Origin of the sequence: Aquariibacter albus (assembly GCF_014145335.1) — a bacterium.
Taxonomy (GTDB): domain Bacteria; phylum Pseudomonadota; class Gammaproteobacteria; order Burkholderiales; family Burkholderiaceae_C; genus Aquariibacter; species Aquariibacter albus.
In genome coordinates, this window is record NZ_JACIVI010000001.1 from 209049 (window position 1) to 224008 (window position 14960).

At 71.9% G+C, this 14960-nt stretch carries 13 protein-coding genes and 2 tRNA genes; 4 read left to right on the forward strand and 11 right to left on the reverse strand.

The features are described 5' to 3' along the window. Positions 1 to 82 precede the first annotated feature (82 nt). The 4 genes from H4F90_RS15720 to H4F90_RS01010 all read left to right on the forward strand — a co-directional run bounded on the left by H4F90_RS15720 (position 83) and on the right by H4F90_RS01010 (position 6692). On the forward strand, positions 83 to 2392 hold the full coding sequence (locus H4F90_RS15720; protein ID WP_182660611.1) for an alginate O-acetyltransferase AlgX-related protein: 2310 nt from the start codon (positions 83 to 85) through the stop codon (positions 2390 to 2392). Then, positions 2389 to 3129, forward strand: coding sequence for an SGNH/GDSL hydrolase family protein (locus H4F90_RS01000; protein WP_182660613.1), 741 nt, complete (start codon positions 2389 to 2391; stop codon positions 3127 to 3129). Before H4F90_RS15720 ends, H4F90_RS01000 begins: the two co-directional genes overlap by 4 nt. Then, the gene (locus H4F90_RS01005; RefSeq protein WP_182660615.1) at positions 3126 to 5132 is read left to right on the forward strand and encodes a capsular polysaccharide biosynthesis protein; all 2007 of its coding nucleotides are present in this window, start codon (positions 3126 to 3128) and stop codon (positions 5130 to 5132) included. The genes H4F90_RS01000 and H4F90_RS01005 overlap by 4 nt, the downstream gene beginning before the upstream one ends. Positions 5133 to 5318: 186 nt before the next feature. Further along, positions 5319 to 6692, forward strand: coding sequence for a capsule biosynthesis protein (locus H4F90_RS01010; RefSeq protein ID WP_182660617.1), 1374 nt, complete (start codon positions 5319 to 5321; stop codon positions 6690 to 6692). 97 nt (positions 6693 to 6789) lie between these two features. Here the strand turns inward: H4F90_RS01010 and H4F90_RS01015 are convergent. The 11 genes from H4F90_RS01015 to nadD all read right to left on the reverse strand — a co-directional run bounded on the left by H4F90_RS01015 (position 6790) and on the right by nadD (position 14959). Further along, positions 6790 to 6865: transfer RNA gene (locus tag H4F90_RS01015), tRNA-Lys, on the reverse strand. A gap of 18 nt (positions 6866 to 6883) precedes the next feature. Further along, positions 6884 to 6959: transfer RNA gene (locus H4F90_RS01020), tRNA-Lys, on the reverse strand. A 70-nt stretch (positions 6960 to 7029) separates the two neighbouring features. After that, a complete protein-coding gene (locus tag H4F90_RS01025; protein ID WP_182660619.1) occupies positions 7030 to 7827 on the reverse strand; it encodes a tRNA threonylcarbamoyladenosine dehydratase in 798 nt (265 codons plus the stop codon). A 73-nt stretch (positions 7828 to 7900) separates the two neighbouring features. Further along, positions 7901 to 8725 (reverse strand): tol-pal system protein YbgF, encoded by an 825-nt coding sequence (ybgF, locus tag H4F90_RS01030; RefSeq protein ID WP_182660621.1) that lies wholly within the window; start codon positions 8723 to 8725, stop codon positions 7901 to 7903. A gap of 5 nt (positions 8726 to 8730) precedes the next feature. Next, entirely contained in the window at positions 8731 to 9306 is a 576-nt protein-coding gene (gene pal, locus H4F90_RS01035) for a peptidoglycan-associated lipoprotein Pal (protein ID WP_182660623.1), read from the reverse strand. Between the two features lie 89 nt (positions 9307 to 9395). Beyond that, positions 9396 to 10694, reverse strand: a complete 1299-nt coding sequence (tolB, locus tag H4F90_RS01040) for a Tol-Pal system beta propeller repeat protein TolB (RefSeq protein WP_182660625.1) — start codon at positions 10692 to 10694, stop codon at positions 9396 to 9398. Between the two features lie 97 nt (positions 10695 to 10791). Beyond that, positions 10792 to 12267: a ribonuclease G gene (rng, locus tag H4F90_RS01045; RefSeq protein ID WP_182660627.1), complete on the reverse strand. Its 1476-nt coding sequence runs from the start codon at positions 12265 to 12267 to the stop codon at positions 10792 to 10794. Positions 12268 to 12312: 45 nt separating this feature from the next. Next, positions 12313 to 12933, reverse strand: coding sequence for a Maf family protein (locus tag H4F90_RS01050; protein WP_182660629.1), 621 nt, complete (start codon positions 12931 to 12933; stop codon positions 12313 to 12315). Positions 12934 to 12975: 42 nt separating this feature from the next. Beyond that, positions 12976 to 13446, reverse strand: a complete 471-nt coding sequence (rlmH, locus tag H4F90_RS01055) for a 23S rRNA (pseudouridine(1915)-N(3))-methyltransferase RlmH (protein ID WP_182660631.1) — start codon at positions 13444 to 13446, stop codon at positions 12976 to 12978. Beyond that, entirely contained in the window at positions 13443 to 14234 is a 792-nt protein-coding gene (rsfS, locus tag H4F90_RS01060) for a ribosome silencing factor (RefSeq protein WP_182660633.1), read from the reverse strand. Before rsfS ends, rlmH begins: the two co-directional genes overlap by 4 nt. Before the next feature lie 65 nt (positions 14235 to 14299). Then, entirely contained in the window at positions 14300 to 14959 is a 660-nt protein-coding gene (gene nadD, locus H4F90_RS01065; RefSeq protein WP_182660635.1) for a nicotinate (nicotinamide) nucleotide adenylyltransferase, read from the reverse strand. Position 14960: the final 1 nt, after the last annotated feature.

Below are 14960 nucleotides of genomic sequence, written 5' to 3' on the forward strand. Positions count from 1 at the left end.
TTGGCGGCGTTGGTTGCCGCCGTCCCTGTCCCCGCCCCCGTCCTCCCGGTTCGTCCCGGTCGATCTCAGCGGCGCCGCTGGCTTGGTACTGACCGAGAGGGGCGATTCCGCCAGCGCCGCCTACTTCTTCCACGATCCGGCGCTTGATGTACGAATGGTCGACTGGGCCACTCTGGCCGCCAGTCAGGCTGACGGCGCGCTCTCCTGTCGTTTCTTGATCGTGCTGCGCTACTTGCCGCCCGGCCGGCAGCAGTTGCTGCGCAGCTTGCGCGAGCGGGGCGTCCGCGTCTCCTATTTCATGGACGACGACCTCATGGACCCCCAGGCCGTCGCCGAGCTGCCCGAGCCTTACCGCAGCCGGGTGCGGCGCGAGGCGCTGGGCCAGCGCAAGCGCATCGAGGCGCTGTGCCATGAGTTCTGGGTGTCGACGCCCTATCTGGCGGAGAAGTACGCGGCCTGGCAGCCCAAGCTGATCGAGCCGCGGCCGGCGCGGGCCAGTCTGCTGGCAGGGCCGCCGGTCTGGGTCTGCTACCACGGCACGGCCTCGCACCAGGCGGAGCTGGACTGGCTGCTGCCGCTGATGCAGCAGGTGCAGGCACAGGCGCAGGGCACGCGTTTCGAGGTGTTTGGCGATCACGCGGTCTACAAGCGCTTCCGCGAGCTGCCGCGGGTGAATGTGCTGCACCCGATGAGCTGGCCGAACTATCTGGACTACACGTCGGGCGTGCGGCGAGAGATCGCGCTGGCGCCGCTGCGGCCCTCGCGCTTCAACGCGGGGCGCGGGCACACGAAGTTCTTCGATTTCGCACGCATGGGGGCGGTGGGGCTGTATTCGGACGTGCCGCCCTACCGCGGCTTCGTGCGCGACGGGGTGGATGGTCTGCTGCTGCCGGACGATCCGGCCGCCTGGGTGCAGGCCATCGTGGCGCTGGCTGCGGATGCGCCGCGGCGCGAGCGCATGGCGGCCGCCGCGCGCGAGCGGGCCTTGGCCCTGGCCTGGGGGGAGGCCTTGCCGCCGCCCACGCCCCGCGCGAAGCCGCCGGCCCTGCTGCGTGGCCTGCAGGTGCGGCGGGCGCCGCAGGCGCCCGAGTCGGTCTGGCGCTGGGCGCTGGATGCGCCCGCCCATGACCGGGTGGCGGATCTGGCGACGGGTTCGCTGACGGTGCAGGGCTGGCTGCTGCTGAAGACGGCCGGCACACAGCCGCCGGTGCTGCTGAGCTGGTGGGACGATGCCGTCGAGCCGAGCCGCCACGCCTTCAACGGCGAGCGGCGCGACGTGATCGAGCGTGCGTTGCGCGAGCCGGTGGCGGGCCATCCGCAGCTGCGCTGCGGTTTCCGGCTGAACCTGCCGCTGCCGCCAACGCCGCCGGGCCAGCTGCGCCTGCGGCTGGGTTTCGAGCTGCCGGAGGGCCAGGTTTTCGAGGCGGCCGAGGTGCGTTTCCCGCCCACCTCGCAGGTGATCGAGGGCCGCGAAGGCTGGCTGTACCTGGACAACGACAGCAACCGCAGCGTGGACCAGTTCACCGGCCGCCTGCTGCTGACGGCCGATCAGCAGCAGCAGTGGCGGCAGTACCTGGCCGATGCGGCCGCACTGGCGGCGCAGCAGGGTTGCCGGCATGCGCTGCTGATCGCGCCTTCGAAGGAGGAGGTGCTGCCGCAGCACTATCCGCACCGCCGTGCCCTGACCACGGTGCTGGACCAGGTGCGCGAGCTGGCCGGCGCCGAGGCCCCGGTGCTGGATGCCGCGCCCTTGCTGCGCGCGCAGCCGGATCCGGCCGCCTGTTTCAAGCGCACCGACACGCACTGGACGGACCGCGGCGCGACCGTGGCGCTGCTGGCCGTGCTGGAGCGCATGGGCTACGACGGCGCGCGCCTGCGCGCCGCGCTGGCCGGGGATCGCTACAAGACCCTCGCCTATCCCGGCGACCTCGGCATCAAGCTGCTGCCGCCGCAGAGCGCGCCGACCGAGTTCCTGGACGGGCCCTCGGCCGAGGACGGTGCGCTCTTCGACAACCGGCTGCCGAACATCGGCCGGGTGATCGTGTTCCGTGCCGAGGCGCCGGTGCTCGACGAGACCCTGCTGGTCTTCGGGGCGTCTTCGGCCTACCCCATGCTCAAGGGGCTCAAGCGCCTGTTCGCGCGGACGGTCTTCGTGCACAGCGCGGCGCAGATCGATGCGGCCGTGCTGGCGCACGAGCGGCCGGCGGCGATGCTGCTGCAGTCCAACGGCCGTTTCCTGGTCCAGCCGCCGACGGCCGGCTTCGACCTGCGCGCGGCCGTGGCCCACAAACTGACCGAGGCCGATGCCGCCTTGCGCGCCCAGATCGAGGCGCTGCGGGCCGAGGTGGACGGCCCCGAACCCTTCTACCGCGCCATGCTGGAGCCGCGATGACCGGGACACGCTGGAGCGCCATGCGGCGCGGGCCCGGAGGCTGGGGGGGCTTGGCCCTGGCGCTGATGCTGTCGGCCTGTGGCGGCGGCGGCGGGGAGCCTGCGACCGAGCCGCCGCAGGTGACGCCGGGCCGCTGGGTGCTGCTGGGCTCGTCGACCGCCCTGGGCGCCGGGGCCACCGGCCGGCAGGGTTGGGCCCAGCAGCTGGCCGCCGAGTTGCCGGCGCTGGGGGCGAGCCTGAGCAATCTGGCCGTCGGCGGGAGCACCACCTACGCGGCCCGGCCGTCGGGCGACCTGCCTCCGGCCGGGCGTGCCGCGCCGGATCCGGCCGGCAATGTCGATGCGGCCCTGGCCCTCGCGCCGCGGCTGCTGCTGCTGGCCTATCCCGGCAACGACACCGCCCTGGGCCTGAGTGCCGACGAGACGGTGGCCAATCTCGGACGCGTCCGGGCCCATGCCCAGGCCCGGGGCGTGGCCGTGCTGGTGCTGGGCACGCAGCCGCGGCAGCTGTCGGAGGCCGGGCTGGCGCGGCTGGCCGAGATCGACCGCCGCCTGGCACGGCTGGCTGGCGAGTGCTTCGTCGAGTTGCGCAGCGGTCTGGCCGGCCCCGACGGTCGCCTGGCCGTGGACCGCGATGCCGGCGACGGCGTGCATCCCAACGACGCCGGTCATGCGCTGATCCTGGCGCGCGTGCGCGCGCGGCTGCGCAGCGGGCGCTGCGTGCGCCTCGGGCCATGAGCGGGCCTGGCGATCGGCCGGCCGGGCGGCCCTCCCTGGTCGTGCCCACCCGCGGCGTGGCCCGGGTGCCGACCCTGGCGGCGCTGTTCGACGATCACGCCCTGGTGGCCCGGCCGCAGGCCGACAGCGCCGCGGTGCTGGCCTGGGGCCGCAAGCCGAGTGCAGACCGGGCCGAGGCCGTGGCGGCCCGCGCTGGCCTGCCGCTGTGGCGGGTCGAGGATGCCTTCCTGCGCTCGCTCGCCCCGGGCGCGGCGGGTGGCCCGCTGGGCCTGCTGGTCGACGATCTGGGCGTGTACTACGACGCGAGCGCGCCCTCGCGGCTGGAGGCCCGCATCCTGGCCGAGGCGCCCGAGGGCGCACCGGCCCGCGCGGCGGCGCTGCAGGCGGCCTGGTGCGCGGGCCGGGTCAGCAAATACAACCAGGCCCGCGAGCGGCCGCCGCCGGTGGCCGGTGGCCATGTGCTGCTGGTCGACCAGACGGCCGGCGATGCCTCGATCCGCTGTGGCCTGGCCGGGCCGGCCAGCTTCGCGCGCATGCTGGAGGCGGCGCTCGACGAGTATCCCGGCCGGCCGCTGCTGCTGAAGCTGCATCCCGAAGTGGTCAGCGGCCGCAAGCGCGGGCACTTCGAGGCCGGGCTCACGCCGGGTCAGGCGGCCCGCGTGCATCTGGTGACGGCCGATGTGCATGCGCCGGCCCTGCTGGAGGCGGCCGAGGCGGTCTACACCGTCACCTCGCAGATGGGCTTCGAGGGCCTGCTCTGGGGCAAGCCGGTGCGGACCTTCGGCATGCCCTTCTATGCCGGCTGGGGCCTGACCCAGGACGAGCTGGCCGCACCCGCGCGCCGCGCGCCGCGCCCGCTGCACCGCCTGCTGCATGCCGCGCTGGTGGATCTGCCGCGCTACATCGACCCCGAGACCGGCGCACGCTGCCCGCCCGAGCGCCTGCTGGACTGGCTGGCCCTGCAGCGCCGCATGCGCGAGCGCTTTGCGCCTGAGCTGCAGGCCATCGGCTTCTCGCGCTGGAAAAAGCCCATCGTGCGTGCCTTCCTGGGGGGCAGCACGGTGCGCTTTGCCGGGCCGCGTGCGCCCCTGCCGGCCGGCGGCACGGTGGCCGTCTGGGGCCGCAAGCCGCTGCCGGTGCGCGGCGGCCCCCCGGACCGGGTGCTGCGGCTGGAGGACGGTTTCCTGCGTTCGGTCGGCCTGGGCGCGGACCTGGTGCGGCCGCTGTCCTGGGTGGTGGACGAGGAGGGCATCTACTACGACGCGACCCGACCCTCCGGACTGGAGCGCCTGCTGAACGAGCAGGTCTTCGACGATGCATTGCGCGAGCGCGCGCGCCGGCTGCGCGAGCGCGTCGTCGACCTCGGCCTGACCAAGTACAACGTCGGTGCCGGGGCCTGGCAGCGGCCGCCCGGGGCGCGACGGGTGGTGCTGGTGCCGGGCCAGGTCGAATCGGACGCCTCGCTGGCCTGGGGCGCGCCCGGCCTGCGCAGCAATCTGGGCTTGCTGCGCGCCGCGCGCGAAGCCGCGCCCGAGGCCTACCTGGTCTACAAGCCCCATCCCGATGTGGTGGCCCGGCTGCGCCGTGCGGGCGTGGACGAGGACCAGGCCGAGCGCCACTGCGACGAGGTGGTGGTCGACCGGCCGATGCACCAGTTGCTGGCGGCCGTCGACGAGGTGCATGTGCTGACCTCCCTGGCCGGCTTCGAGGCCCTGCTGCGCGGGCGCAAGGTCGTCACCCACGGCCAGCCCTTCTACGCGGGCTGGGGCCTGACCGAGGACCGTCTGCCGCCGGCCCGCCGCGGCCGCCGGCTGAGCCTGGACGAGCTGGTGGCCGGCACGCTCCTCCTGTATCCGAGCTATGTGAGCTGGACGACGGGCTGTTTCACCACACCCGAGCGGGCGATCGAAGACTTGCTGGCCCTGCGCAGAGTCGGGTTAACCCGTACACCCCTCTGGCGGCGCCTTTATCGCATGTTGATCGCGCTTGGTAAAAGGACGTAAGTCAAGCGAATCAACACTGATTCGAGCGATAGAAGTGAGGGTCTGTCAGCTCCAATACAGGGTGTGAAGTCTTCTCCCCCCTCCGGTCTTCATGCGCAGGGCTCGCCACGGCTGCAAGGCGTGGACGGGGCCAGCCCGCTCAGCCCCCTGGCCCGGCGTGCGCGCGGGCCCGCGCTGCCGCTCTCCATGCATTGCCTGCTCCGGCACGAGCGGGTGCTGCTGCTGCAGGGGCCGATGGGGCGCTTCTTCGACCGACTGGCCCAGAGCCTCGCTGCCCATGGCAAGCAGGTGCACAAGGTGCACTTCAACGGCGGCGACGCGCTGTTCTACCGCCAGCCTGGCGCCCTGAACTTCACCGGCTCGGATGAAGGCTGGCCGCTGTGGCTGCAACGCCTGGTCGAGGAGCAGGGCATCCAGGCGATCGTGGTCTTCGGTCAGATGCGGCCGATGCATCGGGTCGCTCGCCGGGTGGCCCAGGCCCTGGGCTGCGCGTTCTACGTCTTCGAGGAAGGCTATCTGCGGCCCGACTACGTCACGCTCGAACGCGATGGCGTGAATGCCTACTCGTCCCTGTCGCGGGATCCCGCCGTCTACCGCAGCCACCCGCGCATCCGCGCCGACCAGTTCGCGGTGCCGACGGGGCAGACCTTCCGTGGCATCGCCTGGACATCCATGGCCTACAGCCTCGCCTGCGCCCTGGCCTGGCCGCGTTTCCGCCACCACCGCTACCACCGCCCCCTCCACCCCATCGCCGAGGGCCTGCGCTGGGTGCGATCGGGCTGGCGCAAGCAGATCTTCAAGCTGCGCGAGCGCGGCAAGCAGGAGGATCTCTGCAGTCCCGCCCTGAGTGGTCGCTGGTTCCTGGTGCCGCTGCAGGTGCACAACGACAGCCAGGTGCTTTTCCACTCGGCCTTCGAGTCCATCGAGGACTTCATCCAGGACGTGATGCAGTCCTTCGCGGCCCATGCCCCGGCCGATGTCGAGTTGGTGCTCAAGCAGCATCCGCTCGACCGGCCCTACAAAGACTACGGCCCGCTCATCGAGCACCTGGCGCGCTGGCTGGGCATCGAGGCCCGCGTGCACTACCTGCACGACCAGCACATGCCGACCCTGCTGCGCCATGCGCGCGGGGTGGTCACGATCAACAGCACGGCGGGTCTGCAGGCGCTCTATCACGGCACCCCGGTCAAGACCCTGGGCGACTGCTTCTACGACATCCCCGGGCTGACCCACAGCGGCACCCTTCAGCAGTTCTGGCACCAGCCCCAGCCGGTCGACAAGGCGCTCTACTGGCGCTTCCGCGCGGTGATGACCGAGCAGACCCAGCTCAATGCCAGCTTCTATGCCCGAGCCCCCGGCCTGGATCGGGTGCGGCGCATGGCCACGCTGAGCGAGGATGAGGCGGGCGCCGCCGTGCCCGGGGTGCATCTGGCCACCAGCATGGATGCCCGGGACCTGCCCGGGGACGGTCTCCAGCCTCCGCAGGCTGCCGTGCCGAATGCCCCCCAGGAGGGGCGAGGCAGCTCGCCGGAGCGGCCCCGCAGGGTCAGCAATTTCTGAACGGCCCGGCGGGTCCGCCGCTGCCGCAGGGGCGACGGCGACGCGATCGACGCACAAAGAACAACGGCCTAGGCGCGATGCCTAGGCCGTTGACGTTTGGTGGGCCCTGAGTGACTCGAACACTCGACCTACGGATTAAGAGTCCGCTGCTCTACCAACTGAGCTAAGAGCCCGGATGAACCGGTCCACCGTGGTGGGTTGTGCAGGACTTGAACCTGCGACCAACGGATTAAAAGTCCGCTGCTCTACCGACTGAGCTAACAACCCCCTGTGTGCGATAGAGCCTACTAGTATAGGCAGGTCGCACAAGGAAGCGCAAGCGATTTCTGAAAAATCTTCAAGGCCGCTGCAACAGCCGCTCGATCAGGGCGCCGGCCGCCGCCATGCCGAAGCTGGCCGTCACCATCACGCTGGAGCCGTAGCCGTGGCAGTTGAGGCTGCCATCGGAGGCACAGGCGCCTTCCGGGGCAGGGCGGCTCATGGTCTCTCGGGAGAACACGCAGCTCAGGCCCATGGAGCCCTTGCGCGGAGCCCCGTGTCGCTGGCGCAGGCGCTGGCGGAGCGAGGCGAGCAAGGGATCGTGGCTGGCTTCGCTCAGATCCGCCACCTCGAGGTGCTGGGCCTGCCGCTTGCCACCGGCCGCGCCGACGATCAGCAGGGGATGCCCGGTGGCCCGCGCCGTGGACGCCAGGGCCAGCTTGGCCGAGACCTGGTCGCATGCATCGATCACGCCGTCGACCGCATCCAGCCCGCCGATGAGTGCCGGCCAGTTCCCGGCGCTGGCGAAGTCGTCGACGCGCTGCAACTGGCAGCCGGGATGGATGTCGGCCAGGCGCTCGGCCAGGGCATCGACCTTGGCCTGGCCCAGGCTGCGGCCCAGCGCCTGCACCTGGCGGTTGATGTTGGATTCGGCGACATGGTCCATGTCGACCAGCACCAGCTTGGCCACGCCGCAGCGGGCCAGGGCCTCGGCCGCCCAGGAGCCGACGCCGCCGAGCCCGATCACCGCCACCCGCGCCGCGCGCAGGCGCGCATAGGCCGCATCGCCGTAGAGACGTCGCAGGCCGCCGAAGCGGCGCTCCAGGTCGGCCTCGTCGGCCGTGGCAGGCTTGCCCTCGGGCAGCACGGCATTCATCGGCGGGGACGGTGGGAGCCGCAGGCCGCTTCCGGCAGCGGACCGGGCGCTGGCCCGGGTCCTGCGGCGGGCCTCACTTCAGCGTGCTCAGCCGTTCGCGCGCTGCGGTCGCTGCTTCCGACTTGGGGAAGGTGCGCACGAGCTCGTCCAGCGTTGCACGGGCGGCCTTGTTGTCCTTCAGCTCGATCTGGCAGTTCGCCACGGCCAGCAGGGCCTCGGGCGCGCGCGGGTGATCGGGCTGGGTCAGCACCAGCGCACGGAAGCTTTCGATCGCGCCGGCGTACTCGCGCTTGCCGTAGAGGGCATTGCCGAGCCAGTAGCGGACGCTATTGAGGTAGCCGCTCTCGGGGTAGCGCGACTGGAAGGCCTTCAGCGCGCTGGCGGCCGCGACGAAGTCGCCCTGGCGCAACAGCGTCAGGGCGTCGTTGTAGTCGCGGGTCTCGCTGGTCTGGGCCAGGAACTCCCGGCCATCCAGGCCGACGCGCTGCGGCTCGAGCTTGCGCAGGCGCTGGTCCAGCGTCTGGCTCTGGTCGGCCAGGCGGCGCTGCAGCTCGCCGAGGTCGCGCAGGATCTGCTCGATGTTGCCGCGCTGGGCGGCCAGTTCGGTGCGCAGCTGCTCGTTCTGGGTGTTCAGCTCCAGCACGCTGCGCTGCAGCTGCTTGACCAGATCGGTCAACTCGGTGCGCAGCCGCTCGGAGGCCGTCTGGGACGCCCGCAGGTTCTCCGCGTTCTGGTCCAGCCGGGCCCGCAGGTCGATGATGGCCTTGCGGGCGTCGTTGTCGGCAAACAGCTGGGCCTGGGCCGCGCCACCGGCCCCCAGGGCCAGCAGCAGGACGGCAAGCCGCAGCGGCGAAGGGCCGGATCGGGTCGGTGCGGGGGGGCGGGCGGACGTCCACATGGCGATCAACGCTCGCGGATTTCGGCGCGGCGGTTCTTGGCGTAGGCGGCTTCGGTCGAACCGGCTTCGGCCGGACGCTCCTTGCCGTAGCTGCTGGCCTCGAGCTGGCCGTCGGCCACGCCGCGCAGCTTCAGCGCACGCACCACGGCGTCCGCGCGCTTCTGGCCGAGCGCCAGGTTGTATTCGCTGCCGCCGCGCTCGTCGGTGTGGCCTTCCACGATCACATTGCGCTTGGTGTTGCGGGTCAGCAGCGCGGCGTGCTTGTCGATCATCGGCGCGTAGCTGTCGGCGACGGCGAAGCTGTCGAAGCCGAAGTAGATGACGCGGCCGATGCGGTCGGCTTCGGCGGCATCCTGGGCGTTCAGGTCCACCGAGGTCACCTGGGAGCTGGCGACGCCTGCGCCCGGGGCCGGGGCGGCCGGCGCTGCCGGGACGGCGGCAGGCGCTTCGGCGCTGCGGTTCTCCACCGGCGGCTGGCTTTCGTCGAGCTTGACGCCCGAGGCGCAGCCGGCCAGCACCAGGGCGGTGGCGATCAGGGACAGGGACAGGCCGCGCGAGGCGGCATTCGACGGGCGGGACATGGGGGGCTCCAGGTTCAGAAGGGGAAGTAACTGGGGAAAACGAGCAGTTTCGCCTAGCAGGAGACGCGCCTGCTGGCGCGGGGGCCGCCTCAACGACGGAAGGGCCCCCAGACCGGCTCGCGCACATCGAGCTGCGAGATCACCAGCCGGCCCTTGACCCGGCCGTCGAGCGTGGTCGTCATCAGCAGGTCGCGGCCGCCCTCGCGGGTGGCGTAGATCAGCAGGCGGCCGTTCGGCGCGAAGCTGGGGCTCTCGTCGGCGCCGTTGCTGCTCAGGTCGCGGGTGCTGTTGGTCAGCAGGTCGGTGACCTTGAGCCGGAAGCCGCTGTCCTCGCGGGCCACGTAGGCCAGGCTCTTGCCGTCGGGACTGACGGACGGGCTGATGTTGTAGTTCCCGTTGAAGGTCAGGCGCTGCGGGTTGCCGCCCTCGGCAGGCATGCGGTAGATCTGCGGCGAGCCGCCCCGGTCGCTGACGAAGTACAGCAGGCTGCCGTCGGCCGTCCAGTGCGCCTCGGTGTCGATGGCGATGCCGTGGGTGAGCCGGCGCGGCTCGCCTCCGCCCTTGGCCGGGATGCGGTAGAGCTGCGAGACGCCGCCCAGCGTCAGCGTGACCACCAGGCTCTGGCCATCGGGCGACCAGGTCGGCGCGCTGTTCGAGCCCTTGAAGTCGGCCACCGCGCGGCGCTGGCCGCTGGCGATGGACTGGACGTAGACCACCGCCTTGCGCTTTTCGAAGGACACATAGGCCAGTTCCCGGCCGTCGGGCGACCAGGCCGGCGAGATGATGGGCTCGCGGCTGGTGAGCGCGCTCTGCGCTCCCTCGCCGTCGGCATCGGCCACCCACAGCTGGAAGCGGCCGCCGCCCTTGGTCACGTAGGCGATGCGGGTGGCGAACACGCCTTTCTCGCCGGTCAGCTTCTCGTAGATGGCGTCGGCGATCTGGTGCGCGACCAGACGCAGGTCGCCGGCCACCACCGCGTAGCTGGCGCCACCGGCATCCGTGCCCTTGACCACGTCCCACAGCCGGTAGCGCACATCGAAGCGGCCATCCGCCAGCTTGGCGATCGAGCCGCCGACGAGCGCGTCGGCGCCCTTGCTGCGCCAGCCGTCCATGGCCGGCTGCGAACCTTCGTCCAGCGCGACGCCGGTGGTGTCCAGGTTGCGGAACAGGCCGCTGCGTTCCAGGTCGGCGCGGATGATGGCCGAGATCGGCTGCGGCATGCCGGCTTCGCCGCGGAAGGTCGCGATCGCGATCGGCACCTGGGTCTCGCCCACCCCGGAAATCTCCACCCGGAACTGCGCCTGGGCGGCGGGCAGGCCAGCGGCCAGCGGCAGGGCGAGCAGGCTGCGGCGGCGCAGCGTCGACGAGGGGAGGTGGGGCAGGGACATGAGCTGGATGGGAGCGGTTTCGCCCGCGGGCGGCGGCCCGGCGGGATCGGTCCGGACCGGCGGGGCGAGGATACCAGCGCCCCCCCGCGGCGCTGCGTCAGAGCAGGACGATGTCGTATTGTTCCGCGTTCATCCCGGGCTCGGCCTGCAGCGAGACCGGCTTGCCGATGAACTCGGACAGGCCGGCGAGGTGCGCGCTTTCCTCGTCGAGCAGCATCTCGACGACCGCGGCGCTGGCGATCACGCGGAACTCGCGCGGGTTGAACTGGCGGGCTTCGCGCAGGATCTCGCGCAGGATGTCGTGGCAGACGCTGCGGGCAGTCTTGATCTGGCCGCGGCCCTGGCAGGTCGGGCAGACCTCGCAGAGCTGGTGGGCCAGGCTCTCGCGGGTGCGCTTGCGGGTCAGCTCGACGAGGCCGAGCTGGGTGAAGCCGCTGACCGTGGTCTTGGTGCGGTCGCGCGCGAGCTGCTTCTTCAGCTCGGCCAGCACCGTCTGGCGGTGCTCCTCCCGGCCCATGTCGATGAAGTCGATGATGATGATGCCGCCCAGGTTGCGCAGCCGCAGCTGGCGGGCGATGGCATGCACCGACTCGAGGTTGGTCTTGAAGATGGTCTCTTCGAAGTTGCGCGCGCCGACATAGCCGCCGGTGTTGACGTCGATGGTCGTCAGCGCCTCGGTCTGGTCGATGATCAGGTAGCCGCCGTTCTTCAGGTCGACCCGGCGGGCGAGCGCGCGGGCGATCTCGTCGTCGACATTGGCCAGGTCGAAGATCGGCCGCTCGCCGGTGTAGTGGGCCAGGCGCGCCACCGAGCTCGGCGCATAGCGCTGGCCGAAGGCCTGCAGCGCCTCGAACTGCGCCCGCGAATCGATGCGGACCGACTGCACGTTGTCGGTGACCAGATCGCGCAGCACCCGCTGGGCCAGGTTCAGGTCCTCGTGCAGCAGGCTGCCGGGCGCGACCTTGAAGGCGGTCTCGCGCACCGAAGTCCACATCTTGCGCAGGTAGGCGATGTCCTCGGCCAGTTCCTCGTCGCTCGCATCCTCGGCATTGGTGCGCAGGATGAAGCCGCCCTGGCGGTCCTCGGCGGCCGTGCCGCCGGGCCAGGCCAGGGCCTGCATGCGCAGGCGCAGCGCATCGCGCTGCTCGGGCGAGCCGATCTTCTGGCTGATGCCGATGCGATCGTCCTGCGGCAGGAAGACCAGCAGCCGGCCGGCGATGCTGATCTGCGTGGACAGGCGCGCCCCCTTGCTCCCGATCGGGTCCTTGATGACCTGGACCATCAGCGACTGGCCCTCGTAGACCTGCTTCTCGATCGGCAGGGGCGGCGTGCTATGCGGGGCGCCGTCGCTGCGGTGCAGGTCGGCCACATGCAGGAAGGCGGCGCGTTCCAGGCCGATCTCGATGAAGGCCGACTGCATGCCCGGCAGCACCCGGGCCACCTTGCCCATGTAGATGTTGCCGACGTGGCCGCGCTCCAGCGTGCGCTCCAGATGCAGTTCCTGCACCGCGCCGTGTTCGACCAGCGCGACGCGGGTCTCCTGAGGCGCCCAGTTGATCAGGATCTCTTGCATGCCCGGCATGTTACGTGGCGCCCCCCGCCACGCCGTGTCGCGGGGTCAGAGCTGCCAGCCGATGCCGCGCAGCAGCTGTGCGGTTTCGTGCAGAGGCAGGCCCATCACGCCGGAGTAGCTGCCCTCCAGATGCTCGATCCAGGCCGCGGCCTGCGACTGGATGGCATAGGCGCCGGCCTTGCCCTGCGATTCGCCGCTGGCCACGTAGCGCACGATCTCGTCGGTGTCGACGGCGGCGAAGCGCACGGTCGAGGCCTGCAGTACACAGCGCGCCGCGAAGGCGGGATGCGGCGATTCAAGCAGCGCCACCGCCGTCAGCACGCGGTGGCTGCGGCCGGACAGGCGTTGCAGCATCTGCGCGGCCTCGGCGTCGTCGGCCGGCTTGCCGAGCATCTGGTCTCCGAGCACCACCGTCGTGTCGGCGCACAGGATCGGCGCGGCGGGCAGGCCACGGCGTTGCCAGCGCAGGCGCGCAGCCTCCAGCTTGGCCCCGGTCACGCGCTGCACATAGTCCTCGGGGGCCTCGCCGGCCCGGCTGGCTTCCAGGGCTTCGGCGTCTTCCTCGGCATCGGGCAGCAGCAGTTCATGGCGCAGGCCGATCTGGGCCAGCAGCTGGCGGCGGCGCGGGCTCTGCGACGCCAGGTAGATCCACTCGGGACGGCTCATGGTCAGGCGGCGGGACGAAAGGGCGACGCAGGGCGCCTGCGTTCAGTCCCGGTGGTAGGGATGGCCTGCGTTCAGCGAGGCGGCACGGTAGAGCGCTTCGATCAGCAACACGCGCGCCAGCGCGTGCGGCAGGGTCAGGTCCGACAGGCGCAGGCGCTCGTCGGCCTCGGCCTTGAGGGCCGGGTCCAGACCGTCGGGGCCGCCCATCAGCAGCGCGACATCGCGGCCGTCGCGGCCCCATTCGCGCAGGCGCTCGGCAAGCTGGGCGGTGGTCTGGCGCTCGCCGCGTTCGTCGAGGATGACCCGCCGCGCGCCGCGCGGCAGGGCGGCACGCAGGCGCTCGGCCTCCGCGGCCATCAGCGCCTCCACCGGCTTGCCCAGGGTGCGCGGCTCGGCCTTGACCGTCTTCAGCTCGGCCCGCCATTCGGCGGGCCAGCGCTTCCAGTAGTCCTCGCAGGCCGTGTCGGCCCAGGCCGGAAGGCGCTGGCCGACGGCGACCAGCGTCAGCCTCATGCGCGCGGCTTGCGCGGGGCGGCGCCGCCAACCGTCTTGCGGGCCGGCGCCTTGCGGGCCGGGGCGGTGGCCACCGGCGCGGCGGCCGTGGCCGTGCGACGCGGGGCCGCCTTCTTCGCGGCCACCTTGCGGGCGACCGGGCTGCGCTCGGCCGCGGCCTTCTTGGCCGGCGGCTTGCCGACGACCTTCACGACCACCGGCACCGGCTCGGCACGGCGCACGCTGCGCTTCTTGGCGGCCACGCCGCTGCCGGCCGTCTTGGCCGCCACCTTCTTGGCTGCGACCTTCTTGGCTGCGACCTTCTCGGCCGGGGCTGCGGCCTTTTTGGCGGCGACCTTGCGTGCCGGCTTGTCCAGGGCCTCGGCGGCCGAGCCGCTGCGACGCGGCCTCGGCGCGGGGGCCGCTTCGACCGGCTCGCTGGCCTTGACCAGGCGCGTCTTGGCTTCGCCCAGCTTGAGCTTGACCGGCTTTTCGCCCCAGATCTCTTCGAGGTGGTAGTAGGTGCGGATCGCCGGCTGCATCACGTGCACGACGGCAGCGCCGCAGTCCACGATGATCCATTCGCCGTTGTCCTCGCCCTCGGTGCGCATCACCGCGAAGCCCTTGGCCTTGACCGCGTCACGCACGCTGGCGGCCAGCGCCTTCGTCTGCCGGTTGCTGCTGCCCGAGGCGACGATCACCCGCTCGAACAGCGGCGAGAGGTGCTCGGTGTTGAAGACCATGATGTCCTGGGCCTTCACGTCCTCGAGGCCATCGACGATGGCGCGTTGCAGTTTGCGGATGTCCATTCAGCTCCTGGGCGGTGGGGGCGGTTCTCGGGGCGCCGTGCGGGGATCGCTGCGGCCCGGGGGGGTCAAGTTCCGCGGTAAATGCGGTGCGAGTCTATATAGCGCGCGACCGGGACCGCCAGCAGGGCGGACCCGGCGTCGCCGGACGCGCTCAGTGCGGCCGCCGTGCCACCGGCAGCCAGGGCCGCGCGCAACGCGGTCGAGGCGGCCGGGTGGACCGGCATCGGCAGGGTCTGCACGCGGGCCAGGGCCTGCAGTTCAGGGGGCCAGGGCAGGGCGGGGCGGGCTGGCGGGCCGTCGGCCGGGTCGGGCCGGGGGGCCACGGCCAGCCGCGCGGCGGCCAGGATGTCGGCCGCGCCCTGCCAGCTCGGGAAGTTGCGGAGCTGATCTTCGCCGATCAGCAGCCACAGCTCGGCGCCGGGCTGCTCGGCCTGCAGCTCGCGCAGGGTGTCGAGCGTGCGGCTGGGGCCGGCGCGGTCGATCTCGCGGCGGTCCACCCGCTGCCGTGGGTCCGCCAGGGTGTCGACCAGGGCCTGCACCATGGCCAGCCGGTCCTCGGCCGAAGCCACCAGGTGGCCCTTCTGCCAGGGCTGGCCAGCGGGGATCCAGCGCAGTTCATCGAGCGCCAGCACCTCGACCGCGCAGCGGGCGAGGGCGAGGTGGGCGAGATGCGGCGGGTCGAAGCTGCCGCCGAACAGGCCGATGCGGCGGGGCGCGCGCTGCAAA